This window comes from Mycolicibacterium grossiae (assembly GCF_008329645.1).
In the GTDB taxonomy this organism is placed as follows: Bacteria; Actinomycetota; Actinomycetes; order Mycobacteriales; family Mycobacteriaceae; genus Mycobacterium; species Mycobacterium grossiae.
Window position 1 is genome coordinate 2,072,369 of record NZ_CP043474.1, and the last position, 25,883, is coordinate 2,098,251.

The window sequence follows — 25,883 nt, forward strand, 5'->3', positions numbered from 1 at the left end:
GGGCCGCGTGCACGCCAAGGGCCGGTTTCGCGTACCCAACCCCCACACTCGGCGCCGGATGGTCCTACCGCTGGCGGCCGAGGGGGATGCGGCCGACTGGCTGGCGCGGGGTGCCGAGCAGCGGCGTGCGCGGAACCATCGGCACCGTGGTCGGCCCGTGGGTGGTCAGGTGTAACTCCTCGCCGGCGTGCTGGATGGTCAGCTCGCCGTCGGGACCGTCGCGCAGCGTGTAGGTGATGTCGTCGTGCGTCACGTCGACCGTCACGCGGAACCCCTTCCAGCACAATCGGAATCGCAGCCGTGCCAGTCCGTCGGGAAGTGCCGGGTCCAGGGCGACCACGTGCTCGTCGTCGCGCAGCCCGCCGAAGCCCGCGACCAGCGCCGTCCACGCCCCCGCGAGCGACGCCATGTGCAGTCCGTCGCGGGTGTTGTGGTGCAGGTCGCGTAGATCGATGAGCGCCGCCTCGTAGGTGTAGTCGTGCGCAAGCTCGAGGTGGCCTACCTCCGCGCACAAGACGGCCTGGGTGCACGCCGACAAAGACGAATCACGCACCATCCGTGGCTCGTAGTAGTCGACGTTGCGGGCCTTCTGCTCCTTGCTGAATGCATGCCCCTGCCAGTGCATCGCCAGCACCAGGTCCGCCTGCTTGATCACCTGCGCGGGATAGAGCCGGACATAGGGCTCGTGCAGCAGCAGCGGGTACTGCGTGTTGTCGTCGAAGTCCCACTCGCGCAGCGTCGTGAAACCCTCGCACTGCTCGTGGACGCCCAGGCCGTCGTCGTACGGCAGGTGCGCGGCCTCGGCGGCGTCGCGCCACGCCGCCATCTCCTCGGTGGTGACGCCGAGTTCACGGGCGCGGTCCGGATGCCGCACGCACGCCGCGGCGGCAACCCGAAGGTTGTGCGCCGCCATGAGATTGGTGAACACGTTGTCCCGGACGACGGCGGTGTATTCGTCGGGCCCGGTGACGCCGTCGAGATGCCAGACGCCGTGCCGGTCGTGGTGCCCGAGCGACCGCCACAGCCGCGCCGTCTCCACCAGAACCTCGATGCCGCAGTCAGCCTCCAGGTCGGCGTCGCCGGTCACCAGGCGGTAGCGCTCGAACGCGGCGGCGATGTCGGCGTTGACGTGCCATGCCGCGGTGCCGGCCGGCCAGTAGGCCGAGCACTCCTGACCGCGGATCGTGCGCCACGGGAATGCCGCCCCGTCGAGGTCGAGTTCCTTGGCGCGGTCGCGCGCAAGGTCGAGCGTCGACGCCCGCCAGCGCAGCGCGTCGGCCGCCGCCCGGGGCACCGTGTAGGTCAGCACGGGCAGCACGTAGCCCTCGGTGTCCCAGAACGCGTGCCCGTCGTATCCGGTGCCGGTGAGGCCCTTGCCGGCGATCGCCCGGCGCTCGGCGCGCGCGCTGGCCTGCAGCACGTGGAACAGCCCGAACCGCACCGCCTGTTGGATGTCGGCGTCGCCTTCGACCTCCACGTCGGCGCGGTCCCAGAAGTCGTCGAGGTACGCCCGCTGCGCGTCGAGCAGGCCCTGCCAGCCGACGTAGCGGGCGCCCGCGAGCGCGGCGGCGGTCTGGTCCCGCAGCGCGGGTCGCGAGCGCAGGCTCGACCATCCGTAGGCGAGGTACTTGACGATGCGCAGCTTCTGGCCCGGCCTCAGCCCGCAGATCACCGTGGTGCGCGCCAGGTCGTCGCGGGCGTCCGTGGCGACCTCGACGCGGCCGGGCACGTCGACGTCGTGGTCCATCGCCGCGGCCATCATCAGCTCGGAGTAGCGCGTCTCGTGGATGAGGATCGCGCCGTCCTGCTCGCGCTCGTGCGACACCGCCCGTAGCGGCGTCTTGAGGATCGCCGAGGCGCGCGGATCGTTCGACGTCTCCGGCTGATCTTCATTGGCGACCAGCTCGGACTGCACGGTGACGCGCGTGAACTCGTCGATCGCCTCGACGCAGTACTCGATGGCCGCGACGCCGCGCTGCTCCAGGGACACCAGCCGCGTCGACGTGATCGCCACCCGCTTGCCGGCCGGCGAGCACCAGCGCACCTCGCGGGTCAGCGTGCCGGCCCGCATGTCCAGGACGCGTTCGTGGTGCTGCAGTTCGCCGTAGCGGACGTCGAACGGTTCGTCGTCGACGAGCAGCCGGATGAGCTTGCCGTTGGTGACGTCGACGACGGTCTGCCCCTCCTCGGGGTAGCCGAAGCCCGCCTCTGCGTACGGCAGCGGACGGATCTCGAAGAACGAGTTGAGGTAGGTGCCGGGCAGCCCGTGCGGCTCGCCCTCGTCGAGGTTGCCGCGCAGCCCGATGTGGCCGTTCGACAACGTGAAGACCGACTCGGTCTGGGCCAGGATGCCGAGGTCCAGGGTGGTCTCGCGGATGGTCCACGGTTCGACGGTGAACGCGCCCTCGTGGATCATCGGGCGTCCAGCAGGTCGGCGAGGTCGGTGACGACGACGTCGGCCCCGTGCTGGCGCAGCGCGTCGGCGTGGCCGACGCGGTCGACGCCGATGACGATGCCGAAGTGGCCGGCCCGGCCGGCCGCCACGCCGGAGAGCGCGTCCTCGAAGACGGCCGCCGCGGACGCGTCGACGCCGAGGCGGGCTGCCCCGGCGAGGAAGCTGTCCGGTGCGGGCTTGCCCTTGATGTGCTCCTCGCGCAGCGTCACCCCGTCGACGCGGGCGTCGACGTACTGGTCGAGCCCGGTCAGTGCGAGCACCTCGCGGGTATTGGCCGAGGACGACACGACCGCGACGGCCAGGCCGCCCTCCTTCACCGCGCGCATGTAGTCCCGCGAGCCCGCGAAGACCTCGATGCCGTCGGCGTGCATGGTCTTCTGGAAGGCCGCGTTCTTGCGGTTGCCGAGCCCGAAGACCGTTTCGGCGGATGCGTCGTCGTCGGGGCTGCCCTCGGGCAACGTGATCCCGCGCGAGGCGAGGAAGGAGCGCACCCCGTCCTCGCGGGTCTTGCCGTCGACGTAGGTGAGGTAGTCGGCGTCGACGTCGAACGGCGTGAAGTCGCCGCCGTGCGCGCGTTGGCGCAGGAAGTCGTCGAACATCGCCTTCCACGCCTTGCGGTGAACGCTGGCCGTGTCGGTCAGCACTCCGTCCAGGTCGAACAGGCAGGCGCGCACACGATCGGGGAGTCCGAAGCTCACCCGGGCTCTGTACCCACTTTCCCCGTGCGCGCCGCGACGGTCCGGTGTGTCACGCCGCTAGGAGTGGGTACTGGCAGGCATCGACCGGACGCGCGGGAGGTATTCGTGCCGAGTGAGCTGACGTTCCGCAGCGGCGACGTGATCTTCGCCCAGGCGGACCCGCCGGACTGCCTCTACCTCACGACCTCGGGCAAGGTCCGCCTCGGCCGGCACGACGACACCGGGCGCACCTGCCTCTACACCGTCGTCGGTCCCGGCGAGGTGTTCGGGGAGGTCGCGATGTTCGACACCAGCCCGCGCACCGAGATGGCCGTCGCGATGACCGACGTCCGTGCGCTGGCCTGGGACCGTGCCGGGCTCGACGAGCTGTTCGCCACCGATCCGACGGCGGCCGAGCACCTGCTGCGCGTGCTGGCGCGGCGCATCCGCCGAGCGTCCGACGACATCACCGACCTGATGTCGGCGACGGTGTCGAGCCGGGTGGCCAAGCAGCTGCTGCGGCTCGCTCAGCAGTTCGGGGTGCAGCACGACGGCGCGGTCCGCGTCGCGCTGGACCTCAACCAGGAGCAGCTCGCGCAGCTCACCGGGACCTCGCGGGAATGCGTGAACCGGGCGCTGTCGGAGTTCTGCGATTCCGGCTGGATTCGCGTCGAGCCGAACGCCGTCCTGATCGTCGACCGGCAGCCGCTGGTGCGGTGCGTCGACGGAGGCCGTCGCATCGGCAGCGGCCGCGCGCACTGAGCTGTGGTTCAGAACACACCCCCGGGCGCATTCGGTTTCGGGTGTCGGCCACGTCCTCCTAGGACACGTCCACACCAGGGCACGCCCGTACCAGGGCACGTCCACACCTGGCGGTGACCGTCGCCGCCTGCTCGATGCATTCCGGTTCCACCGGAAGGGAAGGCACGGCGTGAACGCTCCTCGCACGACACGGCCCGAACCGCTGCTCGACGTCGTCACCACCCAGCACGACGACGCGCTCGTCCTCCACGTCAGCGGCGACATCGATCTGGCCTCGGCGCCGACGCTTTCCCGGGCGATCGTGACCGCGCTGGACGATCGACCGCCGACGCTCGTCTTCGACCTCACCAGGGTGCGCTTCCTGGCGTCGGTCGGGCTCAGCCTGCTGATCGAGGCGCAGTCCTCGGCCCACCCCGCCACCCACGTCGTGGTGGTCGCCGACGGCCCGGTGACCGCGCGGCCCATCACCATCACCGGCGTCGACGAGATCGTGCCGCTCTACGCGACCCTGGGTGAGGCATTGACTGCCGCGTCGCGCTGAGCCGGCGGGCACGTTCCGGACGGGGCGTGCGCGGCATACCATCGTCATCCCCGAACAGGAGATGACGGATGCGGTGGTTGCGGAACAACGGCCTGCTGTTGGCGTGCCTCGGCCTGTTCGTGACGTTCTTCGCCGGAATGGTCGTCTCGGGCACGGCGACGTACAACGACGAGCAGAAGGAGCACGGGGACGCCCAGACCGTGTCGGTGTGGAGCTATCTCGGCACGGGCGACTTCGTCGAGGCCACCTTCGAGAACTGGGAATCCGAGTTCTTGCAGATGGGCATGTACGTCGTGTTGACGGCGTTCCTCTACCAGCGCGGCTCGGCGGAGTCCAAGCCCACCGAGCGTCCCGCCGAGCAGGACGCTGATCCCTTCGTCACGCCGCTGATTCCAGGAACCCCGTGGCCGGTCCGGCGGGGCGGCGTGGTGCTGTGGCTGTACCAGAACTCGTTGGCGATCGCCTTCTTCTTGCTGTTCTTCACGTCCTGGGCGCTACATGCCCTCGGCGGCGTCCGGGCCTTCAACGACGAGCAGGCGATGCACGGCCAAGCGCCGATCTCGGTGTGGCGCTACGTCACGACCGCGCAGTTCTGGTTCGAGTCGATGCAGAACTGGCAGAGCGAGTTCGTCGCGGTCGCCGCGATCGTCGGCTTGTCGGTGTTCCTGCGGCAGCGCGGATCGGCGGAATCGAAGCCGGTGCCTGCGCCCCACCGCGAGACGGGTGCGTGAGGCGAACTAGTCGACGGTCCGCATCAGCAGCAGCGCGCCCGTGATCGCGCCCTGTCGTGAGCGGAACGAGGTGCAGGTGATCTTCACGTCGACGTGACGGCCCCGCCGATTGACGGCATTCACCTGGGTCTCGTCGTGCGCATTGCCGTCGACGAACGCACTACCGATCAGTGCCTTCATGCCGTCGAGTGGCAGGCCGAAGTCGAGGTCGGCCAGAGGAATGCCGGTCGTCTCCTCGGCACGTAGACCCCACAGTTCCTCGCTGCCGCGATTCCAGGACACCACCCGCATCTCACGATCGACTACGATCATGCCCAATCGGATGGAGTCGACCAATGAGTCGAGGAAGTCGGTGGTGTCGGCGAGTTCGCCGGTGCGCTCGCGCAACGCATCGTTGATGGTGTGGAGTTCGTCGTTCGTGGACTGCAACTCCTCGTTCATCGTCTCGAGTTCCTCGTTCGTGGACTGCAGCTCCTCGTTGGTGGTCTCGAGTTCCTCGACCGTCGACTGCAGTTCCTCGTTGGTGGTCTCGAGTTCTTCGTTCGTGGACTGCAATTCCTCGTAGGCAGCCTCCAGTTGGCTGTTGGTGTGCACCACCTTGTCGACGAGCGACCGGTTCGCCGACACGTCGAAGTACGCGATCGACACCCCGACGAGGCCGTTGTCCGCGCCCACCAGTGGCGTGATGTGGAGCTCGAACCACACCGGGTCCTCACCCGGGCGTTGCCAGCTGACGTCGGTGATGCGGGCGGGCCGCCGCTCGACCTTGGCCTGCTCGACGTACGCGCGCAACTCGATGGGCCGGTAGGAGATCTCGAGATCTCTGAGCAGTCGGCCGATGTCGCGGGCCGAGAGGTTCAACAAGGACTCGGCCTGCTGATTGATCATGGCGACCGTGTCGTCGCCGGTGACCACCAATTGCGCCACCGGACTGGCGCGGAAGGCCAGATCGCGCAGCGGATCCAGACCGGCGAGGCTCCCCAGGCGTTCGAGCTGCGGGTCGGCGAGCTCGGTGACCCGCCCGAGTTCGCTGTGCGATCCGGCGGCGCGCACGAACAGCCGGTTCTTGAGGTCCACCGGCGTGAATTTGTCCGCGTGGCTGAGCAACATCTCCGCGTGGCCCAGGAACAGCACGCCGGTCGGTGCCAGGGCGAAGTGCAGACGACCCAGGACCGCTCGCTGAGTGTCGGCATTGAGGTACATCAACGTGTTGCGACACACCAGCAGTTGCACTCGAGAGATGGGCGCGTCGCGGACCAGGTCGTTGCGCCCGAAGATGACGGCACGCCGGAGGTCCTTGTTGAAGACGTACTTGGAGCCGATGAGGTCGAAATACCGCTCGAGGAGGTGCGCCGGCACCGACTCCACCGCTCTCGCGTCATAGGACGCCGTGCGCGCGTGTGCAAGCGCCTCCTCGTCGACGTCGGTCGCGTAGATCTTCACCCGCCGACGGAACTCGTCGGGGGGCATGGCCTCGGCCAGCAGCATGGCGAGGGTGTACGCCTCCTGCCCGGACGCGCACCCCGCGCTCCAGATGCGGATGGTGCCGTCGCCCACCTGCTGGCGGACGAGTGCGGGAATCACGTTCTCGGCGACGAAGTCCCACGCCTCCGGATCGCGGAAGAAGGCCGTGACGTTGATCAGGATGGTGTTGAACAGCGCGGCGAACTCGTCGGCGTTGGCCTGCAGCACGTCGAGGTACTCCTCGAACGTCTGTACCTCGAGGTGATCCATGCGGCGGCGCACCCGTCGCATCAACGAGGTGCGCTTGTATCCCGTGAAGTCGAAGCCGCGGGCATCCCGCATGAAGCCCAGAAGGGCTTCGAAGTTCTCGTCGGGTCCGGTCATTCCTTCTCGTTCACGCCGCCATCCACCCGTTGACCATAGCCCTCTGTCGGGGGTGGCCGCCGCATTCCGCTCGTCGGCTGCGTGATCGGCCCGAACCCACGGGCTCGCGGCATCGCCGATTCCTTCGTTTGGTGGATTTTCCGGTACCCGTCGGCATGAGAACATCACATCTTCACTGGGCCGCCAGGTGTCGGAAGGAGCGTCATTGCTGGTCGGTGGACGAGGGGTGTCGTCATAGATCGCCACCGTGACGCACTCCGGGTCGAGCGAGCCGACTTCCATGGCACCGATTCACGACGGGTCACCGATCACCTGGCCGACATTCTGGGCGCTGCGGTCACGATCGAGTCCGGTAGCGGTGTCCTGACCGACACGAGCATGTCCTTTGGAGCGCTGGCGCTGCACCGCATCGTGGTGTCGGGCTCCGCCCAGATCTACGTCGCGCCTCCTGCCAAGTCGGTCGTCGTCTGGCTCCTCGACGGGCACTCGACGGTGACCCAATTCGGTGAACCACGCGACCTCGCCGCCGGTGACGTCGTCCTCGCCCCCGCCGGGCCGGTGCCGATGACGGCACTCGTCACCGACGCGACCGCGTCGGTGGTGACCATCGACCCCGCTGTGCGCGGTGAGCGCTTCGACGCCGCGGTTCCCCCGCACCTCGGCGGAAGCGGCGTGCGCTTCACGCAGAGCGCACCCGCGAGCGACGATCTCGGCCGCGCATGGCGGGAAACCGTGTCGTTCGTCGAGCACACCGTGCTCGGCACGGCCGACCCGAGCTCGGAGATGCTCGGGGTTGCCTTGCGACTCGTCGTCGCGACCGTGTTGACCGTCTTCCCGCACGAGGTGGACCGCGACGTGCGCTTCGACGGCGCCGGCGCGACGCTGCCGCCGGTGCTGGCGCAAGCCGTGCGCTTCGTGGAGCGCAATGCCCACCGCGACATCGGCGTCGAGGACATCGCAGGAGCCGTATTCGTGACGCCTCGGCGCGTGCAGGTGCTGTTCCGCGAGCACCTGGGAACGACGCCGACGGGACACGTGCGCGACGTACGGTTGCGGCGCGCACACCGCGACCTGCTGCAGGCCGACCGCGGGTCGACCACGGTGAGCGCGGTCGCGGCACGGTGGCGGTTCACCCACACCGGACGCTTCGCGGTCCACTATCGCCAGGTCTTCGGCGAGAGCCCGCACGAGACGCTGCGCCGCTACCCCTGACCGGCCAGCAGCCCGGACGCGAAGCGCAGATCCTCGACCAGCCCGTCGAACGCCTCGTCGCGCTGCTCGGGCGGGCCGCGCAGGATGGACGAGGGGTGCACCGTGACCACCAGGTCTGGCGTCACGTCGGGGGCGTCCAGCGCGGGCGGCAGGGCGAGGACCTCTCGGCGGTGCGCGGTGATGCGGAAGTCGTTGCCCAGCAACGACTTGGCCGCAGTCGCACCGAGCAGCACCACCACCTCCGGTCCGACGGCGGACAGTTCGGCGTAGAGCCAGGGCCGGCAGGACACCACCTCGGTCCGGCTCGGCGTCTTGTGCAATCGGCGGTTGCCGCGCTCGGCCCGGGTGAACTTGAAGTGCTTCACCGCGTTGGTGACGTACACCGGCTCGCGGTCGATGCCCGCCGCGTCGAGCGCCTTGTCGAGCACCCGGCCCGCCGGCCCGACGAACGGCTCGCCCTTGCGGTCCTCTTGGTCGCCGGGTTGTTCGCCGACGAGCATCAGTCGGGCCGCCGCGGGCCCGGCCCCGAACACCGTCTGGTCGGCGTCCTGGTAAAGGTCGCAGCCGCGGCACGCGCGCGCTGCCTCCGCCAGCCGTGCGGTGTCCCGTGTCGCCGGGACGAACTCCTCTGCACCCACGCCTCCCCGATTACCCGCCGCGCCCTGCCCGAATCCCCGGTTCGAGTGCGCGCTGGCGGGGAATCACCGACTGCCGAATCGAGCGACCGCGACGAGAGGAGTCACCGGTGACGCTGGTCCTGCTGCTGGTCGTGGCGACCGTGCTGCTCGCGCCGCTGGCCGAGCGCATCACCGTGCCCTATCCCGTCGTGCTCCTGGGCTTCGGCCTGCTCCTCGGGCTGGTGCCCGGGATGTCGGTGCCCACGGTGGATCCCGAGTGGATCCTGCCCCTGGTGCTGCCGCCGCTGCTGTTCGCGGCGGGCCGGCGTACGTCGTGGCGCCAGTTCCTCGACAACCGCCGCGCGATCGGCCTGCTGGCGGTGGCCCTGGTGGCGGTGACGGCCTTCGCGGTGGGTGCCACCGTCAGTGCGCTGGTGCCCGGGTTGCCGCTGGTTGCGGGTGTCGCGCTGGGAGCCGCGGTCGCGCCGCCCGATCCGGTGGCCGCGACTGCCGCGGCGCGCAAGCTGCGCCTGCCGCGGCGACTGCGCACCATCCTCGAGGGGGAGGGGCTCAGCAACGACGCCACCGCCCTGGTCCTCTACGAGGTGACGATCGCGGCCACGGTGACCGGCGCGTTCTCCCCCTCGAAGGCCGCCACGGCCCTCGGGCTCGCCGTGGTGGTCGGCATCGGCGTGGGACTGCTCATCGCGGCCGCGGCCCGCTGGCTGCTCGACAAGCTGCCGCCGCACCCGTCGGGCAGCGCCCTGGTGCTCGCCATCCCGTTCGTGGCGTACTGGATCGCCGACGCCGCGCACGGCAGCGGAGTGCTGGCGGTGGTCACCGTCGCGCTGGCGTTGAGCCGCTATGGCGACGTCGAGTCGGCGCAGACCCGGCTGGTGACCGGGACCGCCTGGGACATGGTGGAGTTGCTGCTGACCGGAGCCGCCTTCGCCTTCGTGGGTCTGGAACTGCGCAACGTCGCCACCGCCGTCGACGGACCGCTGCACGTCGCGCTGTGGCAGGCGCTCGCGGTGACGGCGGTCGTGGTGCTGATCCGGTTCGCCTGGATCTTTCCGGTGGGCGCGGTCGACGAGCGGCTGCTGCGCCGCCGCGTGCACCTCGCCGAGCCGGTGGGGTGGCGTGAGATGACGGTTGCGTCCTGGGCGGGCATGCGCGGGGTGGTGACGTTGGCCGCCGTGCTGGCGCTTCCTGCGGGAGCGCAACCGTTTCCGGAGCGCGACCGGCTGATCTTCATCGCCTTCGTGGTGATCGTGGCGACGATGCTGGTGCAGGGGCTGACGCTACCGCTGCTGGTGCACCGCCTGGGCGTGCGGGCGTCTGACGACGACCGGGATCTCGCCGAACAGCAGCTGATCACGCGTGCCCGCGAGGCCGGAACCCGTCGACTCGAGCACCTGCGCGAGACCGGCGAGGTACCGTCCGACGTCCTCGACCACGCCGAGGACAACGCCGAACGGATGTGGCACAGCATCGGTTTCGACCCGCACGACACCGAGGAGGACAGCCGGCGCAACGCCGATCACGCCCGGACCGCCAACGGCATCAAGGACGAGCTGCTGACCGCCGCGCGCGAGGAGATCGTCGCGGCGCGTGCCGAATCCGGGGTCGACCCGACGATCGTGGACGGCTTGTTGCGACGGCTCGACGCGCGCGGCGCCCTGCCGGAATAGCGGTCAGCCGACGAGGCGGGCGACGTCGGCCGCACCGACCGGCGCCAGGTACGTCCCGATCGGTTCGCGGTGCCACCAGGCGCGGTCGCGGCGCAGTTCCCGCGCGGTCGTGAACCGGTAGCGGTACAGCACCGCCCGGATGCGACGCGGCGGCGCGCCGGGAAACGGATTGCCGCGCAACAGCTTCAGCGTGACCTCGTCGCCCGCCAGCAGAGCCGCGCAGAAGCGGCCCATCCACGGCCGGGCGTACGACGGTGAGATCGCGGCGAACCACATCAGCCAGTCCAGGCGCAGGTGGTACGGACTGCACTGGCGCGGTAGCCGGCGCACGTCACCGGGCTTGCCGCGGAACTCGTACGGACGCCAGTCGTCGCCGTCGTCGTCCGGGCTCCCCTCGAAGACGATCTCGTGCCGCTCGCGTCCGACCGTGCCGAAGGCGCCGTACGAATTCACCAGGTGCAGCGGGTCGTAGGTGCTGTTCATCCGCTGCCGGCGCGACAGCAGGTTACGGGCGGGCCGCACGCTGAGGACCGCCACCAGCGCCGCGACCGCGACGCTCAGCGCCGCGAACCACAGCGGCTGCTCCCCGCCGATCGCGGGCGCGTTCAGCCCCGTGACGCGGTGCACGGTGCCGTCGTCGATCGCGCTGAGTCCCAGGATGATCGTCAGCCAGTTGAGCCAGGCGAAGTTGCCGGACGCCACCAGCCACAGCTGCGTCACGACGACGACGGCCCCGGCGGCGCTCGCCACCGGCTGCGGCGCGAACAGGCCGAACGGCACGACGAGTTGTGCCACGTGGTTGCCCGCCACCTCGACGCGGTGCAGCGGCCCGGGCAGCCGGTGGAAGAACCAGCTGAGCGGCCCGGGCATCGGTTGCGTCTCGTGGTGGTGGTGCAGGCAGGTGAGGTCGCGCCAGCAGCGGTCCCCGCGCAGCTTGATCAGCCCGGCACCGAACTCGACGCGGAACAGCAGCCACCAGAACGCGCACAGCACCAGCAGCGGCGGTGCGGTGTCGGCGTTGCCGAGGAACACCATCGCCGAACCGACTTCGAGCAGCAGCGATTCCCAGCCGAACGAGTACCACAGTTGGCCGACGTTGACGATCGACAGGTAGCCCGCCCACAGCACCAGCCAGGCCAGCATCGCCACCGGCAGCGGGACGGCGTCGGCCGCACCGAGGACCAGCGCCGCCGACAGCGCGACCCCACACCAGCAGACGACGGCGAAGAAGCGGTCCGAGTAGTGGAGGTGGAAGACGCTCGGCGTCGTGCGGAACGTCCGTCGGGCCAGGTACGCCGGGATGGGCGTCAGACCGCGGCTGCCGAGCAGCGCCCGGAACTGCCGGGCGGCGCACAGGAACGCGATGACGTAGACGGCGGCGACGCCGCGCTCGAGGACGAACCGGGCCCAGCCGTAGTCCGTTGCGGCCAACCACTCCATCGAGGCGGTGTGCCCTCACCGGGCGCGGTCGAACCGTCAGTCGGGGTCGTCGGCGTCGGCGTCGACCAGCGGCCCGTCCTCGTGTCGAAGAGCCTCGTTGCGCCGGTCCGGGTCCTCGGCCGCGAGCACGCGGATGAAGCTGTTGAAGAAGGCGATGGCGGGCACGGCGAGCAGGGCGCCGATGACGCCGGCGATCACGCTGCCGCCGGTGATGCCGATGACGACGGCCAGCGGGTGCAGTGACACGGCGCGGCCCATCACCAGCGGCTGCAGGATGTGGGCCTCGAGCTGCATCACGGCGACGATCAGCCCGAGGGTGATGGCGGCGTAGACGACGCCCTTGGCGAGCAGCGCCACCACCACGGCGAGGAAGCCGGTGACCAGCGCGCCGACCACGGGGACGAAGGCGCCGAGGAAGATCAGCGACGCCAGCGGCAGGGCGAGCGGGATGCCCATGATGGCCAGGCCGCTGCCGATCGCGACGGCGTCGACGAGGGCCACCAGTGTGGTCGCGCGGGCGTAGCCGGCCAGTGAGTGGAAGCCCGCGGCACCGGCCTCGCGAACCCGCTCACGCTGGGTGCCGGGGATGAGTCGGGTGACGAACTGCCAGATGTTGCGTCCGCCGAGCAGGAAGAAGATGACGGTGAACAGGCACAGCAGCGCACCGGTGAGGATCTCCGCGATGGTGCCCGCGGTGGAGAGCGCGCCGGAGGTCAGCTGCGCCTGGTGGTCGCGCAGCGAGTCGATGATCGTGTCGCCGGCGCGGTTGATCTGATCGCGGCTGAGGTCGGCGGGCCCGTTGATCAGCCAGTCCCGGGTGGAATCGACGCTGCGGGTGACCTCGTCGACGAGTTGCGGTGCGCCGTCGACGAACTGGTTGACCACGAAGCTCATGACGCCGACCAGGACCGCCAGGCCGAGCACCATGACGAAGGCGACCGCACCGCCACGCAATGCGCCGTAGCGGTCGAGGAAGTCGACGGCGGGCAGCAGCAGCGCGGTGATGACGAGGGCGATGGCGACGGGGACGACCACCACGGCGAAGTACCGCAGCAGTTCGAGGGTCACCCAGCCGGCCGCAGCGAGCAGCAGCAGACGCCATGACCACGCCGCGGACGCCCGGACCAGTGGGCTGACCCACCGTCCGTCGGCGTCCGCGGCGTGGTTCATCGGTGTGCGCAAGACCGGTGGTTACCCGGTCGCCGGTACCTAGAACCAGACTTTTCGGCCACCGACCGGGCGGCCGACCGCTCCGAGGATCCACAGGACGACGCCGACGACGACGAGGATGCCGCCGATCGTGTACAGGATCGACAGGCTGGTGAAGTAGCCGATCAGGAGCAAGATGACGCCGAGAACGATCATTGTTCTTCCGATCTGTCGGGGGAACGGGGATGTTCCGCCCACGGGAATTGCCCGGACCGTCAAAACCAAACCTATGAGTTTCGGTCTAGTACAGGACCTTGCGCACGTTCTCCTCGGCCAGCTGCGCCTCCAGCGTCGCGTCGTCGACGTCGGGCAGGATCGCCTTGGCGAGCTGCGCGACGCTGGGCACCGCGGTGGGATCCCAGGTGTCCGGGCGCCACGCGTCGGAGCGCAGGAAGGCCTTGGCGCAGTGGAAGAAGACCTCCTCGACGGCGATCTCCAACGCCAGGATGGGGCGCTTGCCGTCGACGGCCATGGCGTCGAAGTACTCGGCGTCGTACAGGATCCGTGCCGTGCCGTTGATGCGCAGCGTGTCGCCGCGGCCCGGGATGAGGAACACCGTGCCCACGTGCGGGCGCTGCAGCACGTTGAGGAAGCCGTCGACGCGCCGGTTGCCCGGCCGCTCCGGGATCGCGATGGTCCGGTCGTCGAGGATGCGGACGAAGCCCGGCGGGTCGCCCTTGGGGGAGACGTCCACCCGACCCGCGGCATCGGTGGTGGCGACGAAGCCGAGCGGGGAGTGCGACAGCCACTGCTGCTGCGCCTCGGACAGCCGCGGCCGCACCTTCTTCGCGACGGCCTCGTTCGGCTGCCCGACGATGGCGCGCAGCTCCTCGACGGAGGTCACTTCCCGGCGGTCCACCAGACCATCATGCGCCGCCGGTGAACCGCTCGGTGAGCTTCCTCCGGTCGACCTTGCCGATGCCGCGCCGCGGCAGCTCGGCGACCACGTGCACCTCGCGCGGCGCGGCGGTGGCGTCCAGTGTGCGGGTGACGTGCTCGCGGAGTTCGGCCGGAGTCGGGGCGGCCGCACCGGTGGCGAGGACCACCGCGACCGCCACGCGCTGGCCCAGGCGGTCGTCGTCGACGCCGAACACCGCGGCGTCGGCGATCGCCGGATGGTCGGCGAGCGCCGCCTCGACCACGCTCGGCAGTACCGTCAGCCCGCCGGTGCCGATGGCGTCGTCGATGCGCCCGAGGATCCGCAGCCGGCCCGCGTCGTCGAGCGCTCCGACGTCGTCGGTGCGGAACCAGCCGGGCTCGTCGAACGGATCGGGCGTCGTGGGGTTGCGGTAGCCCTTGGCGACGGTCGGCCCGCCCAGGTGCACCCGGCCGGCGTCGTCGAGCCGCACCGTGACGCCCTCGAGCGGCACCCCGTCGTACACGCAGCCACCGGCGGTCTCGCTCATGCCGTAGGTGCGGACCACTGCGATCCCCGCCACCCGCGCGCGCTCGGCGATTCCGGCGGGTAGCGGTCCGCCGCCGATCAGCACGGCGTCGAGCGTCGCGAGCGCCGCGGTGGCCGCCGGATCGGCGAGCACCTTGTCCAGCTGCACCGCCACCAGGGACGCGTACCGCCGGCCGGACTCCATCGCGTCGATCGCGGCGGGCAGCGCGGCGGCGTCGAAGCCGGGGTGCAGCACGGTCGGCACGGTTCCGGCGATGACGCTGCGGATGACCACCTGCAGTCCGGCGACGTGGTGGGCGGGCAACGCCAGCAGCCACGCGCCCGGGCCGCCGAGTCGCTCGTGGGAGGCGTCCGCGCTCGCCACCAGGGCCGGCGTCGTGAGCATGGCGCCCTTCGGCGTCCCGGTGGTGCCCGACGTCGAGACCACCACGGCGACGTCGTCGTCGATCTCCTCGTCCACCCGCAGCGCCGCGGCGAGGTGCTCGGCCTCCCGGTCGTCGGCGGGCAGCGGCAGCACCCCGGACAGCCGGCCGTCGACGACGCCCTCGAGCACCGCGAGCAACGACTCGGCGGATGGGACGGCCGGGATGACGACGGCGCGCAACGTGGCTATGGGGACTCCTCGGGTCGCGGATCGTCGAGCGGCCATCCCTGGGCGGCCAGGCGTGCCCGGACGCGCTCGACGTCCTCGTCGCGCGGCAGCTCATCGGTGATCCGGGTGATGAGGACCTTGATGTCGACGTGGTCGAATTCGCCGCGATCGCGCAGGTCGCGGACGACGGCCGTCACCTCGTCGTTGGTGAGCCGCCGGCTCAGCAACGCCAGGAGAGGCACCTGGTCGGTGGCCGGCACCCCGTGTGGGTAGCCGGCCTTCAGCCACGCGACGATCTTGGTGAGGAAGGCATTCATGGCGTCGTGGGTCCCCCAGAGCGTGGGCATGCGCAGAACACGTCGATGGTAGTCGGGTCGTCGCGGATGCCCGCAGCGCGAGCGACCCGTGAACAATGGCTCAGGGTGTGGGCTAACGGCACCTGCCCTCCGGATGAACATCGGATGAACACTTGCCGGGACCCATCATCGTGCCTGTTCAGCGCGGGTTTCAGCCGTGCTGACGTTTAGTGGATTTCGCTGAGAATCCCTCAGAATCGACGCCATGAGCGCAGAGCTGATCATCCTGGTGCTGTTGATCGCCACGGCACTGGCCTTCGACTTCACGAATGGCTTCCACGACACCGGCAACGCCATGGCGACGTCGATCGCCACCGGTGCGCTGAAGCCGAAGACGGCCGTCATCCTGGCAGGCGTCCTCAACCTCGTCGGCGCCTTCCTCTCCGTGGAGGTCGCGGTCACCGTCACCACGTCGGTGCTGAAGATCCAGGACTCCAAGACCGGCTCGCTGGTGTCGGGTATCGACGCCTCGACGGGACTGACGATCATCTTCGCCGGCCTCATCGGCGGCATCCTGTGGAACCTGCTGACCTGGCTGTTCGGCATCCCCTCGAGTTCGTCGCACGCGCTCTTCGGCGGACTCATCGGCGCCGGCCTGGCCGCGCTCGGCACGTCGGGCGTCAACTGGAGCGGCGTCCTGCAGAAGGTGCTCATCCCGGCGATCGCGGCGCCGTTCATCGCCGGTCTGGTGGCCGCCTGCGGCACCTGGCTGGTTTACCGCATCACGCGCAACGTGCTCAAGAGCCGCCGCGAGGAGGGCTTCCGCTGGGGCCAGATCGCCACCGCCTCGCTCGTCGCGCTGTCGCACGGCACCAACGACGCGCAGAAGACCATGGGCGTCATCGCGCTCGCGCTCATCACCACCGGCCACCTGACCGGCGACGTCAAGTCCAACGGCCTGCCGTTCTGGATCATCGCGTCCTGCGCGCTGGCCATCGGCCTGGGCACCTACATCGGCGGCTGGCGGGTCATCCGCACGCTGGGCAAGGGCCTCGTCGAGATCGAGTCCCCGCAGGGCCTCGCCGCCGAGGCGTCCTCGGCCGCGATCATCCTGTCCTCGTCGGCCGCCGGCATGGCGCTGTCCACCACCCACGTCGCCACCGGATCGATCCTCGGCTCGGGCGTCGGCAAGCCGGGCGCCCAGGTCCGCTGGGCCGTGGCCGGCCGCATGGCCGCCGCCTGGCTGATCACGCTGCCCGCCGCGGCGCTCGTCGGCGCGCTGTCGTACTGGCTGTCGCACGTGCTCGAGGAGGTCACCGGCAACCAGCTGGTCGGCGACGGCACCATCTTCGTCATCCTGGTCGCGCTGTCGGGCTTCATGTACTACCGCGCCCAGCAGCAGAAGGTCGACCACAACAACGTCAACGCCGACTGGGACGAGCACACCAACTCCGTCGTTCCCGCCGAGGTGCGCACGGGCACCGAGCCGACGGCCAAGCCCACCGCGTCGGTCTGACCGGATGACCGAGACAGGAGAACGACATGGTCTATCTGGAATCGATCCTCAAGGTCCTCGCGATCGGTCTGGTGCTCGGCGCCGGTCTGCCCGCGCTGTTCGCGACCGGTCTGGTGGCCTTCTCGAACGGAGCGGGCGGCACGCACGAGGACGGCACCGTCGTCCGGCCGAACGCCGGCCTGAAGTACGCCGGCCTGCTGTTGTTCGCGGTGGTGGCCGCCGTCATCGTGATCGCCATCCTGTGGATCACGAAGTCCACCATCGAGCACCACTTCGGATTCAACCCCGTCGCCTTCATCCCAGGGAGCTGAGGACATGACCGAAACCCGCGAGACCAACGCCTTCGACAACGTCCTCGGCTGGCTGCGCGACGGCTACCCCGAGGGCGTGCCGCCCAAGGACTACTTCCCGCTGCTGGCGCTGCTGAAGCGCTCGCTGTCGGAGGAGGAGGTCGTCAAGGCGGCGCAGTCGGTGCTCAAGTCCAGTGATTCGGACACCGTCACCGAGGACGAGATCCGCACCGCCGTGCACGCGATCATCGAGAAGGAGCCGAACCCGGAGGAGATCCACCAGGTCGCCGCGCGGCTCGCACTCGTTGGCTGGCCGCTGGCCTCGGCGCCGGCCAACTAGGCTTCTCTTCGTTTCAGGCCCGGGTATCGCGACGCAGCGGATGCGTCTCGGGGATCTGCACGAAGATCAGCGTGACGCCGTCGGGGTCGGTCACGTGCAGCTCGTGCAAGCCCCACGGTTCCTCGCGGGCCTCGCGAGCGATCGGCACGCCGCGGCCCTCGAGTTCGGCCTGCGTCGCGCGGACGTCGCGGACCTGCAGCCACAGCGCCCCCGGGAACGGCGGCGCACCGTCCGGCGGGGCGCCGTGCCCGGCCAGCTCGATCAGCGACTGCCCGGCGTAGAAGACCGTTCCCGCGCCGTACTCCCGGGCGATCGCCAGCCCGACCTCGTCGCGGTAGAACCGCACCGACCGCTGGTAGTCCGCGGGCCGGAACAGCACGCGACTGGCCAGGATCTCCATGCCCTCAGGTCTAACACACCGCCGACATGACATTCCCCGTCGCCGAGCGCGCCGCCTGGCCACCGTGCCTTCCGGCTCGACGGCTCGGGCTTCCGGCTCGACGGCTCAGGTCCCCGACTCGGCGGCGATCCGGTAGCCGCGCACCGCAACGGGCCCGAACACCGCGAGCAGACCGACGACCCAGGCCGCCGACTGCAGCAGCGGCACCAGGATCGGTCCGCTGTCGGCGAGCCCGCGCATCGCCTCGATCGCCGGCGACATGGGTTGCGCCCGCACCGCCGGCTGCAGCCAGCCGGGGAAGACGTCGATGGGGACCATCCCGGAGTTGAAGAACAGCAGCAGGAAGCACACCGTCGAGAGCCCGGTGATGATGTTCTTGCCGTTGGCCTGCACGCCGACGGCGACGATCACCGCGGCGAAACCGACCACCATCAGTACCGGCACCAGCACGAAACTCAGTGCGGCGAGCGCCCCCTGACCGAAGCGCAGCCCCATCGCCACCCCGACCGCGGTGATCGCCACCGCACCGATCAGCGCGCGGGTCGCCTCGGCGAGCAGCCGCCCGGACAGCGCGCTGGCGCGGTGCACCGGCAGCGCCCACAGCCGGCTCAGCAGACCGGACTCGCGTTCGTCGGGCAGCGCCGCGCCCGCGCCGATCGCGCCGAACATCGCGCCGACGATCGCGCACATCGGCACCAGGCCGTAGAGGCTGTTGGCCCCGGTGAGGTTCTGGATGGACTCGCCGATGACCAGCTTGTAGACGACGAGCAGGAACGTCGGGAAGATCAGCGACTGGATGAGGACGACGGGCTCGCGGGTCCAGCGCAGCAGCAGCCGGCCCGCCTGCAGCGTGGTCTGCGAGACGAAGGTGCTGCGCAGCGGCGCGGTGGCCGCGCCGGCGGTCACGCCGACCTCCGCTGCATGCGCACCGCGATGAGGCCGAACACCGCGAGCAGGCCGAGGCACCAGGCGAGGCTCGCCGACAGGTCGCCGCCGGCGACGTCGCCCTGGGCGAGGTCGCGCAACGTCCCCGCGATCTGGGACACCGGCTGGCGTTCGACGAACCAGCCGAGCCAGTGCGGGAAGGCGCCGGCCGGCGCGATGCCCGTCGACACCATGACCAGCAGCAGCTGCGGAATGAGCAGCGTCTGGCCGGCGGCCTCGGCGTTGCTCGACACCGAACCGAGCGCGTCGGCCCCCAGCGACAGGCCCAGCGACAGCAGCAGCGCGATCGCGCAGAAGCCGACGACGTCGAGCACCGTGCCATCGAAGCGGAACCCGAAGGCGAATCCGACGGCCAGCGCCGCGGCCAGGGATGCCGCCGCGCGCAGCAGCGCCGAGAGCATGCGCGCGGTGACCGGTACCAGTGCCGGCATCGGCAGGCTGCGCAGCCGAATCCCCATGCCGCTGAGGTTGTCTCGCGCCGCGCGGTCGGCGGTGGTCATCGCGGTGAAGATCATCGCCTGCACGACGATGACGGGCAGCACGTACTGCGGGTAGGGCACGTCCCCGGTGTCGATGACGTGACGCAGCGTGACGTCGAAGCACAGGAAGAACGCGATCGGGCCGCCGATGGCGAAGATCAGGTCGCCGTCGCTGACGGTGCCGAGCACCGACCGGTGCGTCAGGGCGCCCAGTGCGCTCACGACGCGGCCGCCGGGGCCGTGCCGGTGAGGGTGAAGAACACCTCGTCGAGCGACGGCTTGCGCAGCGAGATGTCATTGAGTTCGACGCCGGAGGCGGTGACGCGGGCGAAGACGTCGCTCATCGTGGCGAAGCCGTCCGGTGCGGGCACCGACACCGTGCCGCCCTCGGCGTCGACCTCCACGCCTGCGATGCCCTCGAGCGCGGCGGCGACGCGGGCCACGTCGGCGTTGCTCACCGGCGTCACCTCGCAGTAGCTGCCGCCGATGCGCGCCTTGAGGTCGTCGGGCGTGCCGTCGGCGATCACCCGTCCGCGGTCGATCACCACGATCGCGTCGCTCAGCGCGTCGGCCTCCTCGAGGTACTGGGTGGTGAGCAGCGTCGTGATGCCCTGGTGGCGCAGCCCGGCGACCAGATCCCACACCTCGCGGCGGCTGCGCGGGTCCAGGCCGGTGGTCGGCTCGTCGAGGAACACCACCTTGGGCGGCACGACGAGGCCGCAGGCGATGTCGACGCGACGGCGCATGCCGCCGGAGTAGGTGGCGACGCGCTTGTCGCCGGCCTCGGTGAGGCTGAACGCGGCCAGCATCTCGTCGGCGCGCGAGCGCGCGGCGTGCTTGTCCATGCCGCGCAGCCGCGCGAACAGGATGAGGTTCTCGCGTCCGGTGAGCAGTTCGTCGATCGCCGCGTACTGGCCGGTGAGTCCGATCGACTCGCGCACCTTGCCCGCCTGGGTCACGACGTCGTAGCCGGCGATGGTCGCGGTGCCGCTGGTCGGGCGCAGCAGCGTGGCGAGGATGTTGATGGTGGTGGTCTTGCCGGCGCCGTTGGGACCCAGCACGCCGAGCACCGAGCCGACGGGCGTGGAGAACGTGACGCCGGAGAGCGCCTGATGGTCGCCGAAGCGCTTGGTCACCGCGTCGAGCTGGATGGCGAGGTCGGACACGCGCCTCAGTATGGCATGCCTAACCTAACTAACTACTGTGCGGCACCGGCTGTCGCTTCATCACGGCGTCGACGGCGGTCGGCGCGACGGCGTTGATCAGGTCGGCCGTCACCGCGATGCGCGGCGCGATCCGCAGCGGTCGGCGCCGTGCGGCGGTGAGCATCCACTCGGCGGCCTCGTCGGAACTCAGTGCGGGCAGCCCGTCGAAGGCGCGCGTCGGCGCGATCATCGGCGTCTTCACCAGCGGGTAGAACAGCGTCGTCGCGTGCACGCCTTCGGCGGCCCACTCCGTCTCGATCACCCGGCTGACGGCGGTGAGCGCGGCCTTGCTGGCGTTGTAGACGGCGAAGAGCGGCGAGGACTCGCTGAGCACGCCCCACGTCGCGACGTTGATCACGTGCCCGTCGCCGCGCTCGCGCATGCCCGGCGCCAGCCCGCGGATGAGCCGCAGCGGCGAGTAGTAGTTGAGCGTCATGGTGCGCTCGACGTCGTGCCAGCGGTCCAGCGACTCGGCCAGCGGGCGGCGGATCGAGCGGCCCGCGTTGTTCACCAGGACGTCGACGCCGCCGAAGCGGTCGAGCACGTCGGCGACCAGCGCATCGATCGCATCGAGGTCGCTGAGGTCGCAGGGCAGCGCCGATGCGGTGCCGCCCGCGGCGGTGATGGTGTCGGCGACGCCGTCGAGCAGCTCCTTGCGCCGCGCGACGACGATGACGTGCGCGCCCGCCTTGGCCAGCTTGTAGGCGCCGGCCTCGCCGATGCCCGACGAGGCCCCGGTCAGCAGGATGCGCTTGCCGGTCAGGTCGATCTCGCGGCGCGGCGCCAGCAGCTGAGCGGTCAGCGGCGGGCGCATGCTCGCCAGCAGAAGGCCGGCGGACAGGCGGCGCAGAGGGTTCCTACTCACGGGTCACGAGCTTAGGGCCGCTCGGCGAACTGGCGCAGATGGGCCACCGCCAGCGTCTGCTCGGCGCCGTACTCAACGAACGTCGTCGCCGGGACGAAGCCCAACCGCCGGGCCAGCCGCAGCGACCGGGTGTTGCGGCTGTCGGTGACCACGATGACCGGCTCGTCCGGTAGTTCGGCGGCCGCGGCCCGGAGCACGGCGTGCGCGGCGCGGAACGCCAGGCCGCGGCCCCACCGGTCGCGGTCGAGTGTGTACGACAGCTCGAGTTCCTCGCCGCCGGGAGCGACGTGGCCGGGGTGGTGCATGCCGCGCCGCGTCAGCGACATGGTCCCGACGAGCGTGTCGGTGGCCTTATCGGCCAGCACGAACGCGCCAGGGGCGTCGGTCACCGCACCCACGCCGGCGGCGTCGAGGTCGTGTTCGACGGCATGCCGGGGCTGCGGCCCGCCGAGGTGCGCCCGCACGTCCGGGTCGATCGCGTGGGCGATGATCGCCTCCCGGTCGGACTCGCGGGCCTTGCGCAGCACGACGTCACCGACGTCGAGGTACACCGCGGTGAACGTCCGTCCTGGCACCGGTCGAGTGTGCCACCCCCGTCCCCCGGTGATTTCGGCGCGCGGACGTTCGCCACGCGACGGTAAGCGCGCCGAAATCGCTAAAAGTAGCGGGGGAAGTCGGACCAGTCGGGGTCGCGCTTCTGCAGGAAGGCGTCGCGGCCCTCGACGGCCTCGTCGGTCATGTAGGCCAGCCGGGTGGCCTCACCGGCGAACAGCTGCTGGCCGACCAGGCCGTCGTCGAGCAGGTTGAAGGCGTACTTGAGCATGCGGATCGCCTGCGGCGACTTGCCGTTGATCTCCGAGGCCCATTGCAACGCAACGTCTTCCAGGTCGGCGTGGTCGACGACCTCGTTGACCGCGCCCATCGCGTACATCTGCTCGGCGGTGTAGGGCCGGCCCAGAAAGAAGATCTCGCGGGCGAACTTCTGCCCGGTCTGCCGCGCCAGGTACGCGCTGCCATAGCCGCCGTCGAAGCTGCCGACGTCGGCGTCGGTCTGCTTGAACCGGGCGTGCTCGCGCGACGCCAGCGTCAGGTCGCACACCGCGTGCAGGGAGTGCCCGCCGCCGGCCGCCCACCCGTTCACTAGACAGATCACCGGCTTCGGCATGAACCGGATGAGCCGCTGCACCTCGAGGATGTGCAGCCGGCCGGCCTGGGCGGGGTCCACCGTCTCGGCGGTCTCGCCGGACGCGTACTGGTACCCGGTGCGACCGCGGATCCGCTGATCGCCGCCGGAGCAGAACGCCCAGCCGCCGTCCTTCGGGGACGGGCCGTTGCCGGTCAGCAGGACGACGCCGACGTCGCTCGACATCCGGGCGTGGTCGAGCACGCGGTACAGCTCGTCGACGGTGTGTGGCCGGAACGCGTTGCGCACCTCGGGCCGGTCGAAGGCCACCCGCACGGTCGGCTGCGCGACGCCGTCGACGACGTGCCGGTGGTAGGTGATGTCGGTCAGCTCGAAGCGGGGCACGGGCTCCCACACGGTCGGATCGAACGGATTACCCGAGAAATCGCTCACGGGAACGACCTTAGAGCGGGTGCGCTCGGGTTTCACAGGCGCTGCCCAGGGGTACCAATCGACCCGCAGGTGGTGCGATCCGAGCACCCCGGACGAGAGGACCACGATGAAGCGGTCAGCAGGAGTGTTGGTCTCGGGCGTCATCGCCGGACTGATGCTGGTCGGATGCTCCCCGTCCGTCCAGGGCGGCGACACCCCGTGCAAGGACTTCGTCGGGGCCGACGAGAAGACGCAGAACGAAGCGGTCAACAAGATGCTCAAGGACGAGAAGGGCGCCGATCCGTCGTCGCTCGAGGTCTCGGGCACCCGCCTCGCGGTGCAGACCTACTGCCAGACCGCGGGCACGCAGGACACCCCGATCAAGAACGCCCCGCACCTGTAACGGGGTCGAACCGGAACACCGCGCAACGCCCGGCGAGTGCCTCGAACTCGTCGGGCGTTCCGTCTGTCACCAGCCCCGACCGCTGCATGAAACTCACCCCGGTGGGGACCAGCGTCGGGAACTCACGCAGCAGCGGACGTGCCTCGTCGGCGGACAGTTCGACCATCCGGACGGTTTCCGAGCGCCTGCCCTGGGTGAGCGTCGCGGTCTCCGCGGCGCGGGCGTTGCGCTCCCAGTCGGCTCCGGGGAAGCCGGAGACGACGTAGCGCCGGCCGTCGACCGTCATGGGCGTGATCGGCGTCGACCGCGGCTTGCCCGACGTGCGCCCCGGCACGGTGAGCACCACCGGCCCGTCCTTCATCAGGCCGGTCTTCATGACGGCCATCATCAGCTTGTTCATCGGTTTGAGCCACCACGGCGGCGTCGGTTCGGCCACGTCGCCAGCCTAGATCTCGACGCCGGCCGCGGCCAGGGCGCGGATCAGGCCGTCGGGACGGCGGTCGGTGGGCAGCGGATCGACAAGGGCGAAGCGGCAACCCACGGCCTCGGCGCCGCCGTCGGCCTCCTCGCTGTCGCCGACCATCAGCGTCTCGGACGCGTCGACGCCGAGCCGGTCCAGGGCGATGGTGAAGATCTCCGGCGTCGGCTTGACCGCGCCCACCTCGAAGCTCAGCACGAACTCCGTCACGCACTCGGCGACGCCGAGATCGCGGAACGCGGGCCGGAGGTCGAACGCGATGTTCGACACCACTGCCACGCGAATGCCACTGTGCCGCAACGACGTCAACACCTGGGCGGTGTCGGGGTAGGGCGTCCAGCTCGCCGGGTCGACGAGCCGGGTGTACAGCGAGCGCGCGTGGTCGTCCGCGATTCCGGAGGACCGCAGGACGTGCAGGTAGGCCTCGCGGTGCAGGTGCGGTTCCAGGTCGCGGTTCACCCAGTTGCGGTACTGCTCGTCGTTCATCTCCACCGAACGCCCGGTGGGGGCGGTGAGCCGGCGCATCAGTTCGGCCTGCACGTGCCCGTCGATCTCCTGCTCATCGACGGTGATGCCGGTGAACCAGCTGTCGTCCTCCTCGAGCCGGAACAGCGTTCCCGAGAAGTCGAACAGCACCGCGCGGGTGGTCGTCATGGCATCCTCTCCGTCGTGGGCAGGGTCTGCGACCGCGCCCGTACCGCCTTGTCCTGCAGTGTCTTGCGCTCCGCATCGTTGGCGGCCAGCGCGGCCGCGGCGTCGAACTCCGTCGCCGCGTCGCGGTGGCGTCCCGCGCGTGCCAGCAGCTCACCGCGCACGCTGGGCAGCAGGTACGAGCCGTCGAGCCCGTCGATCCGGTCGAGCAGCGCGAGGCCCGCCTCCGGTCCCGAGCGCATGGCGACGGCGACCGCCCGGTTGAGTTCGACCACCGGGGACGGCGCAATGCGCAGCAACGCGTCGTACAGCGTCACGATGCGCACCCAGTCGGTGTCGGCGGCCGTGGGCGCGACGGCGTGGCATTCGGCGAGCGCAGCCTGCAGGCCGTACGGACCCCAGCCGGACCCGTTGCGCGCCAACACGTCCGAGGCTCGTCGCAGCGACGCGACGCCGCGGCCGATCTGCGCGCGGTCCCACGCCGAACGGTCCTGGTCCTCCAGCAGGATCGGCGTGCCGTCGGCCCGGGCGCGCGCTGCGAACCGCGATGACTGGAACTCCATCAGCGCCACCAGGCCGTGCACCTCGGCCTGCTCGGGGAGCAGCGCCGCGAGCGCGCGGCCCAGCCGCAGTGCCTCGGTGCACAGTTCGTCCCGGATCCACCGCTGGCCCGAGGACGCGGAATAGCCTTCGTTGTAGATCAGGTAGACGACCGCCAGCACGGCGGCGAGGCGCGACGGGTACTCCTCGGGCCCGGGTACCTCGAACGGCACGCGGGCGTCGCCGAGTGCCTTCTTGGCCCGCACGATGCGTTGTGCCACGGTCGCCTTCGGCACCAGGAACGCCGAGGCGATCTCCTCGGTGGTGAGCCCGCCGACGACGCGCAGCGTCAGTGCGATCTGGTTCTCCCGGCTCAGCACGGGATGCGCCGCGGTGAAGATCAGCCGCAGCACGTCGTCGTCGATGCGGTCGGGATCCCACGCGTCGACGTGCGAGGTCTCCAGCTCGTGGGCCAGGGCGGCGTACTTGGCGTCGAGGCGTTCGGCGCGGCGCCAGTGGTCGATCGCCTTGCGCTTGGCGACGGTGGTCAGCCACGCGCCGGCGTTGCGCGGCACGCCCGTCGAGGGCCACTGTTCGAGTGCGTCGAGTAGGGCGTCGGCGGCGAGGTCCTCGGCGAGCCCGACGTCACCGACGAGGCGGGTGAGCGTCGCGACGATCCGGGCGGCCTCCATGCGCCACACCGCGTCCACCGTCCGATGGATCCCCGCGGCGGTCGACAC

At 70.4% G+C, this 25,883-nt stretch carries 29 protein-coding genes; 9 read left to right on the forward strand and 20 right to left on the reverse strand.

From position 1 onward, the window contains the following. Positions 1 to 64: 64 nt before the first annotated feature. Both FZ046_RS10000 and FZ046_RS10005 read right to left on the reverse strand, forming a co-directional pair. The gene (locus FZ046_RS10000; RefSeq protein WP_070353547.1) at positions 65 to 2,416 is read right to left on the reverse strand and encodes a glycoside hydrolase family 65 protein; all 2,352 of its coding nucleotides are present in this window, start codon (positions 2,414 to 2,416) and stop codon (positions 65 to 67) included. Continuing rightward, positions 2,413 to 3,153 carry a beta-phosphoglucomutase family hydrolase gene (locus FZ046_RS10005; RefSeq protein ID WP_083298264.1) on the reverse strand — a complete coding sequence of 247 codons (741 nt, stop codon included), beginning with the start codon at positions 3,151 to 3,153 and terminating at the stop codon, positions 2,413 to 2,415. The genes FZ046_RS10000 and FZ046_RS10005 overlap by 4 nt, the downstream gene beginning before the upstream one ends. Positions 3,154 to 3,258: 105 nt before the next feature. Here FZ046_RS10005 and FZ046_RS10010 point away from each other — a divergent pair, with 105 nt between their 5' ends. The 3 genes from FZ046_RS10010 (at position 3,259) to FZ046_RS10020 (ending at position 5,166) form a co-directional block, all read left to right on the forward strand. Continuing rightward, positions 3,259 to 3,894, forward strand: a complete 636-nt coding sequence (locus FZ046_RS10010; protein WP_070353549.1) for a Crp/Fnr family transcriptional regulator — start codon at positions 3,259 to 3,261, stop codon at positions 3,892 to 3,894. A 169-nt stretch (positions 3,895 to 4,063) separates the two neighbouring features. Further along, positions 4,064 to 4,435 carry an STAS domain-containing protein gene (locus tag FZ046_RS10015; protein WP_070353550.1) on the forward strand — a complete coding sequence of 124 codons (372 nt, stop codon included), beginning with the start codon at positions 4,064 to 4,066 and terminating at the stop codon, positions 4,433 to 4,435. Between the two features lie 68 nt (positions 4,436 to 4,503). Then, on the forward strand, positions 4,504 to 5,166 hold the full coding sequence (locus FZ046_RS10020) for a DUF6766 family protein (protein ID WP_070353551.1): 663 nt from the start codon (positions 4,504 to 4,506) through the stop codon (positions 5,164 to 5,166). 6 nt (positions 5,167 to 5,172) lie between these two features. Here FZ046_RS10020 and FZ046_RS10025 read toward each other — a convergent pair whose 3' ends face one another. Continuing rightward, entirely contained in the window at positions 5,173 to 7,014 is a 1,842-nt protein-coding gene (locus FZ046_RS10025; RefSeq protein WP_070353552.1) for a CheR family methyltransferase, read from the reverse strand. Positions 7,015 to 7,392: 378 nt separating this feature from the next. Between FZ046_RS10025 and FZ046_RS10030 the strand changes: the two genes are divergently transcribed. Further along, entirely contained in the window at positions 7,393 to 8,226 is an 834-nt protein-coding gene (locus tag FZ046_RS10030; protein ID WP_070353553.1) for a helix-turn-helix transcriptional regulator, read from the forward strand. On the opposite strand, the gene FZ046_RS10035 is transcribed toward FZ046_RS10030, so the two are convergent. Further along, entirely contained in the window at positions 8,217 to 8,864 is a 648-nt protein-coding gene (locus FZ046_RS10035; RefSeq protein ID WP_070353598.1) for a UdgX family uracil-DNA binding protein, read from the reverse strand. The genes FZ046_RS10030 and FZ046_RS10035 overlap by 10 nt on opposite strands. Positions 8,865 to 8,971: 107 nt before the next feature. On the opposite strand from FZ046_RS10035, the gene FZ046_RS10040 reads away from it, so the two are divergent. Then, the gene (locus tag FZ046_RS10040) at positions 8,972 to 10,534 is read left to right on the forward strand and encodes a Na+/H+ antiporter (protein WP_246182954.1); all 1,563 of its coding nucleotides are present in this window, start codon (positions 8,972 to 8,974) and stop codon (positions 10,532 to 10,534) included. Positions 10,535 to 10,537: 3 nt separating this feature from the next. On the opposite strand, the gene FZ046_RS10045 is transcribed toward FZ046_RS10040, so the two are convergent. The 6 genes from FZ046_RS10045 to FZ046_RS10070 all read right to left on the reverse strand — a co-directional run bounded on the left by FZ046_RS10045 (position 10,538) and on the right by FZ046_RS10070 (position 15,497). Then, a complete protein-coding gene (locus FZ046_RS10045) occupies positions 10,538 to 11,974 on the reverse strand; it encodes a lipase maturation factor family protein (RefSeq protein ID WP_070353554.1) in 1,437 nt (478 codons plus the stop codon). 36 nt (positions 11,975 to 12,010) lie between these two features. Further along, positions 12,011 to 13,144, reverse strand: coding sequence for an AI-2E family transporter (locus FZ046_RS10050; RefSeq protein WP_070353555.1), 1,134 nt, complete (start codon positions 13,142 to 13,144; stop codon positions 12,011 to 12,013). Between the two features lie 39 nt (positions 13,145 to 13,183). Beyond that, on the reverse strand, positions 13,184 to 13,339 hold the full coding sequence (locus FZ046_RS10055) for a hypothetical protein (RefSeq protein ID WP_099045934.1): 156 nt from the start codon (positions 13,337 to 13,339) through the stop codon (positions 13,184 to 13,186). 85 nt (positions 13,340 to 13,424) lie between these two features. Further along, positions 13,425 to 14,042 carry a pyridoxamine 5'-phosphate oxidase family protein gene (locus tag FZ046_RS10060; protein WP_070353556.1) on the reverse strand — a complete coding sequence of 206 codons (618 nt, stop codon included), beginning with the start codon at positions 14,040 to 14,042 and terminating at the stop codon, positions 13,425 to 13,427. A gap of 7 nt (positions 14,043 to 14,049) precedes the next feature. Further along, positions 14,050 to 15,201 carry an o-succinylbenzoate--CoA ligase gene (gene menE / locus FZ046_RS10065; RefSeq protein WP_407664477.1) on the reverse strand — a complete coding sequence of 384 codons (1,152 nt, stop codon included), beginning with the start codon at positions 15,199 to 15,201 and terminating at the stop codon, positions 14,050 to 14,052. Further along, positions 15,198 to 15,497 carry a DUF3349 domain-containing protein gene (locus FZ046_RS10070; protein WP_070353601.1) on the reverse strand — a complete coding sequence of 100 codons (300 nt, stop codon included), beginning with the start codon at positions 15,495 to 15,497 and terminating at the stop codon, positions 15,198 to 15,200. The genes menE and FZ046_RS10070 overlap by 4 nt, the downstream gene beginning before the upstream one ends. A 244-nt stretch (positions 15,498 to 15,741) precedes the next feature. Here FZ046_RS10070 and FZ046_RS10075 point away from each other — a divergent pair, with 244 nt between their 5' ends. From FZ046_RS10075 to FZ046_RS10085, 3 genes are read left to right on the forward strand one after another with little or no spacing between them, the layout of a single operon-like run. After that, positions 15,742 to 16,992, forward strand: a complete 1,251-nt coding sequence (locus tag FZ046_RS10075; RefSeq protein WP_070353557.1) for an inorganic phosphate transporter — start codon at positions 15,742 to 15,744, stop codon at positions 16,990 to 16,992. Positions 16,993 to 17,018: 26 nt separating this feature from the next. Beyond that, entirely contained in the window at positions 17,019 to 17,303 is a 285-nt protein-coding gene (locus FZ046_RS10080) for a hypothetical protein (protein ID WP_070353558.1), read from the forward strand. Between the two features lie 4 nt (positions 17,304 to 17,307). Continuing rightward, positions 17,308 to 17,622 (forward strand): DUF3349 domain-containing protein, encoded by a 315-nt coding sequence (locus tag FZ046_RS10085; RefSeq protein WP_070353559.1) that lies wholly within the window; start codon positions 17,308 to 17,310, stop codon positions 17,620 to 17,622. 13 nt (positions 17,623 to 17,635) lie between these two features. Here the strand turns inward: FZ046_RS10085 and FZ046_RS10090 are convergent, their stop codons facing one another. From FZ046_RS10090 to FZ046_RS10115, 7 genes are all read right to left on the reverse strand, one after another. Beyond that, positions 17,636 to 18,022 (reverse strand): VOC family protein, encoded by a 387-nt coding sequence (locus FZ046_RS10090; RefSeq protein WP_070353560.1) that lies wholly within the window; start codon positions 18,020 to 18,022, stop codon positions 17,636 to 17,638. Positions 18,023 to 18,127: 105 nt separating this feature from the next. Beyond that, positions 18,128 to 18,928: an ABC transporter permease gene (locus tag FZ046_RS27835; RefSeq protein WP_246182955.1), complete on the reverse strand. Its 801-nt coding sequence runs from the start codon at positions 18,926 to 18,928 to the stop codon at positions 18,128 to 18,130. Further along, positions 18,925 to 19,668: an ABC transporter permease gene (locus tag FZ046_RS27840; RefSeq protein WP_070353561.1), complete on the reverse strand. Its 744-nt coding sequence runs from the start codon at positions 19,666 to 19,668 to the stop codon at positions 18,925 to 18,927. The genes FZ046_RS27835 and FZ046_RS27840 overlap by 4 nt, the downstream gene beginning before the upstream one ends. Beyond that, on the reverse strand, positions 19,665 to 20,612 hold the full coding sequence (locus FZ046_RS10100; protein ID WP_070353562.1) for an efflux ABC transporter ATPase subunit, DrrA-related: 948 nt from the start codon (positions 20,610 to 20,612) through the stop codon (positions 19,665 to 19,667). Before FZ046_RS10100 ends, FZ046_RS27840 begins: the two co-directional genes overlap by 4 nt. A gap of 28 nt (positions 20,613 to 20,640) precedes the next feature. Next, positions 20,641 to 21,516, reverse strand: a complete 876-nt coding sequence (locus tag FZ046_RS10105; protein WP_070353563.1) for an SDR family oxidoreductase — start codon at positions 21,514 to 21,516, stop codon at positions 20,641 to 20,643. 11 nt (positions 21,517 to 21,527) lie between these two features. Then, on the reverse strand, positions 21,528 to 22,091 hold the full coding sequence (locus FZ046_RS10110; RefSeq protein ID WP_070353564.1) for a GNAT family N-acetyltransferase: 564 nt from the start codon (positions 22,089 to 22,091) through the stop codon (positions 21,528 to 21,530). An 80-nt stretch (positions 22,092 to 22,171) separates the two neighbouring features. Next, positions 22,172 to 23,092, reverse strand: coding sequence for a 1,4-dihydroxy-2-naphthoyl-CoA synthase (locus FZ046_RS10115; protein ID WP_070353565.1), 921 nt, complete (start codon positions 23,090 to 23,092; stop codon positions 22,172 to 22,174). Between the two features lie 106 nt (positions 23,093 to 23,198). Between FZ046_RS10115 and FZ046_RS10120 the strand changes: the two genes are divergently transcribed. Then, the gene (locus FZ046_RS10120; protein ID WP_070353566.1) at positions 23,199 to 23,474 is read left to right on the forward strand and encodes a hypothetical protein; all 276 of its coding nucleotides are present in this window, start codon (positions 23,199 to 23,201) and stop codon (positions 23,472 to 23,474) included. Here FZ046_RS10120 and FZ046_RS10125 read toward each other — a convergent pair. The 3 genes from FZ046_RS10125 to FZ046_RS10135 are packed head-to-tail and all read right to left on the reverse strand — an operon-like array spanning position 23,452 to position 25,835. Further along, positions 23,452 to 23,874 (reverse strand): nitroreductase/quinone reductase family protein, encoded by a 423-nt coding sequence (locus FZ046_RS10125; RefSeq protein ID WP_070353603.1) that lies wholly within the window; start codon positions 23,872 to 23,874, stop codon positions 23,452 to 23,454. The two genes, FZ046_RS10120 and FZ046_RS10125, sit on opposite strands and share 23 nt — an antisense overlap. Before the next feature lie 45 nt (positions 23,875 to 23,919). Continuing rightward, a complete protein-coding gene (locus FZ046_RS10130; protein ID WP_070353567.1) occupies positions 23,920 to 24,606 on the reverse strand; it encodes an HAD family hydrolase in 687 nt (228 codons plus the stop codon). Further along, on the reverse strand, positions 24,603 to 25,835 hold the full coding sequence (locus FZ046_RS10135) for an RNA polymerase sigma factor (RefSeq protein ID WP_070353604.1): 1,233 nt from the start codon (positions 25,833 to 25,835) through the stop codon (positions 24,603 to 24,605). Before FZ046_RS10135 ends, FZ046_RS10130 begins: the two co-directional genes overlap by 4 nt. Positions 25,836 to 25,883 lie beyond the last annotated feature (48 nt).

Coding starts and splice junctions, on each gene's coding strand:
- FZ046_RS10000 (WP_070353547.1), bottom strand. CDS start 2,416: ATGATCCACGAGGGCGCGTTCACCGTCGAACCGTGGACCATCCGCGAG.
- FZ046_RS10020 (WP_070353551.1), top strand. CDS start 4,504: ATGCGGTGGTTGCGGAACAACGGCCTGCTGTTGGCGTGCCTCGGCCTG.
- FZ046_RS10025 (WP_070353552.1), bottom strand. CDS start 7,014: ATGACCGGACCCGACGAGAACTTCGAAGCCCTTCTGGGCTTCATGCGG.
- FZ046_RS10030 (WP_070353553.1), top strand. CDS start 7,393: ATGTCCTTTGGAGCGCTGGCGCTGCACCGCATCGTGGTGTCGGGCTCC.
- FZ046_RS10045 (WP_070353554.1), bottom strand. CDS start 11,974: ATGGAGTGGTTGGCCGCAACGGACTACGGCTGGGCCCGGTTCGTCCTC.
- FZ046_RS10050 (WP_070353555.1), bottom strand. CDS start 13,144: ATGAACCACGCCGCGGACGCCGACGGACGGTGGGTCAGCCCACTGGTC.
- FZ046_RS10055 (WP_099045934.1), bottom strand. CDS start 13,339: ATGATCGTTCTCGGCGTCATCTTGCTCCTGATCGGCTACTTCACCAGC.
- FZ046_RS10070 (WP_070353601.1), bottom strand. CDS start 15,497: ATGAATGCCTTCCTCACCAAGATCGTCGCGTGGCTGAAGGCCGGCTAC.
- FZ046_RS10075 (WP_070353557.1), top strand. CDS start 15,742: ATGAGCGCAGAGCTGATCATCCTGGTGCTGTTGATCGCCACGGCACTG.
- FZ046_RS10080 (WP_070353558.1), top strand. CDS start 17,019: ATGGTCTATCTGGAATCGATCCTCAAGGTCCTCGCGATCGGTCTGGTG.
- FZ046_RS10085 (WP_070353559.1), top strand. CDS start 17,308: ATGACCGAAACCCGCGAGACCAACGCCTTCGACAACGTCCTCGGCTGG.
- FZ046_RS10090 (WP_070353560.1), bottom strand. CDS start 18,022: ATGGAGATCCTGGCCAGTCGCGTGCTGTTCCGGCCCGCGGACTACCAG.
- FZ046_RS10120 (WP_070353566.1), top strand. CDS start 23,199: ATGAAGCGGTCAGCAGGAGTGTTGGTCTCGGGCGTCATCGCCGGACTG.
- FZ046_RS10125 (WP_070353603.1), bottom strand. CDS start 23,874: ATGAACAAGCTGATGATGGCCGTCATGAAGACCGGCCTGATGAAGGAC.
- FZ046_RS10130 (WP_070353567.1), bottom strand. CDS start 24,606: ATGACGACCACCCGCGCGGTGCTGTTCGACTTCTCGGGAACGCTGTTC.
- FZ046_RS10135 (WP_070353604.1), bottom strand. CDS start 25,835: ATGGAGGCCGCCCGGATCGTCGCGACGCTCACCCGCCTCGTCGGTGAC.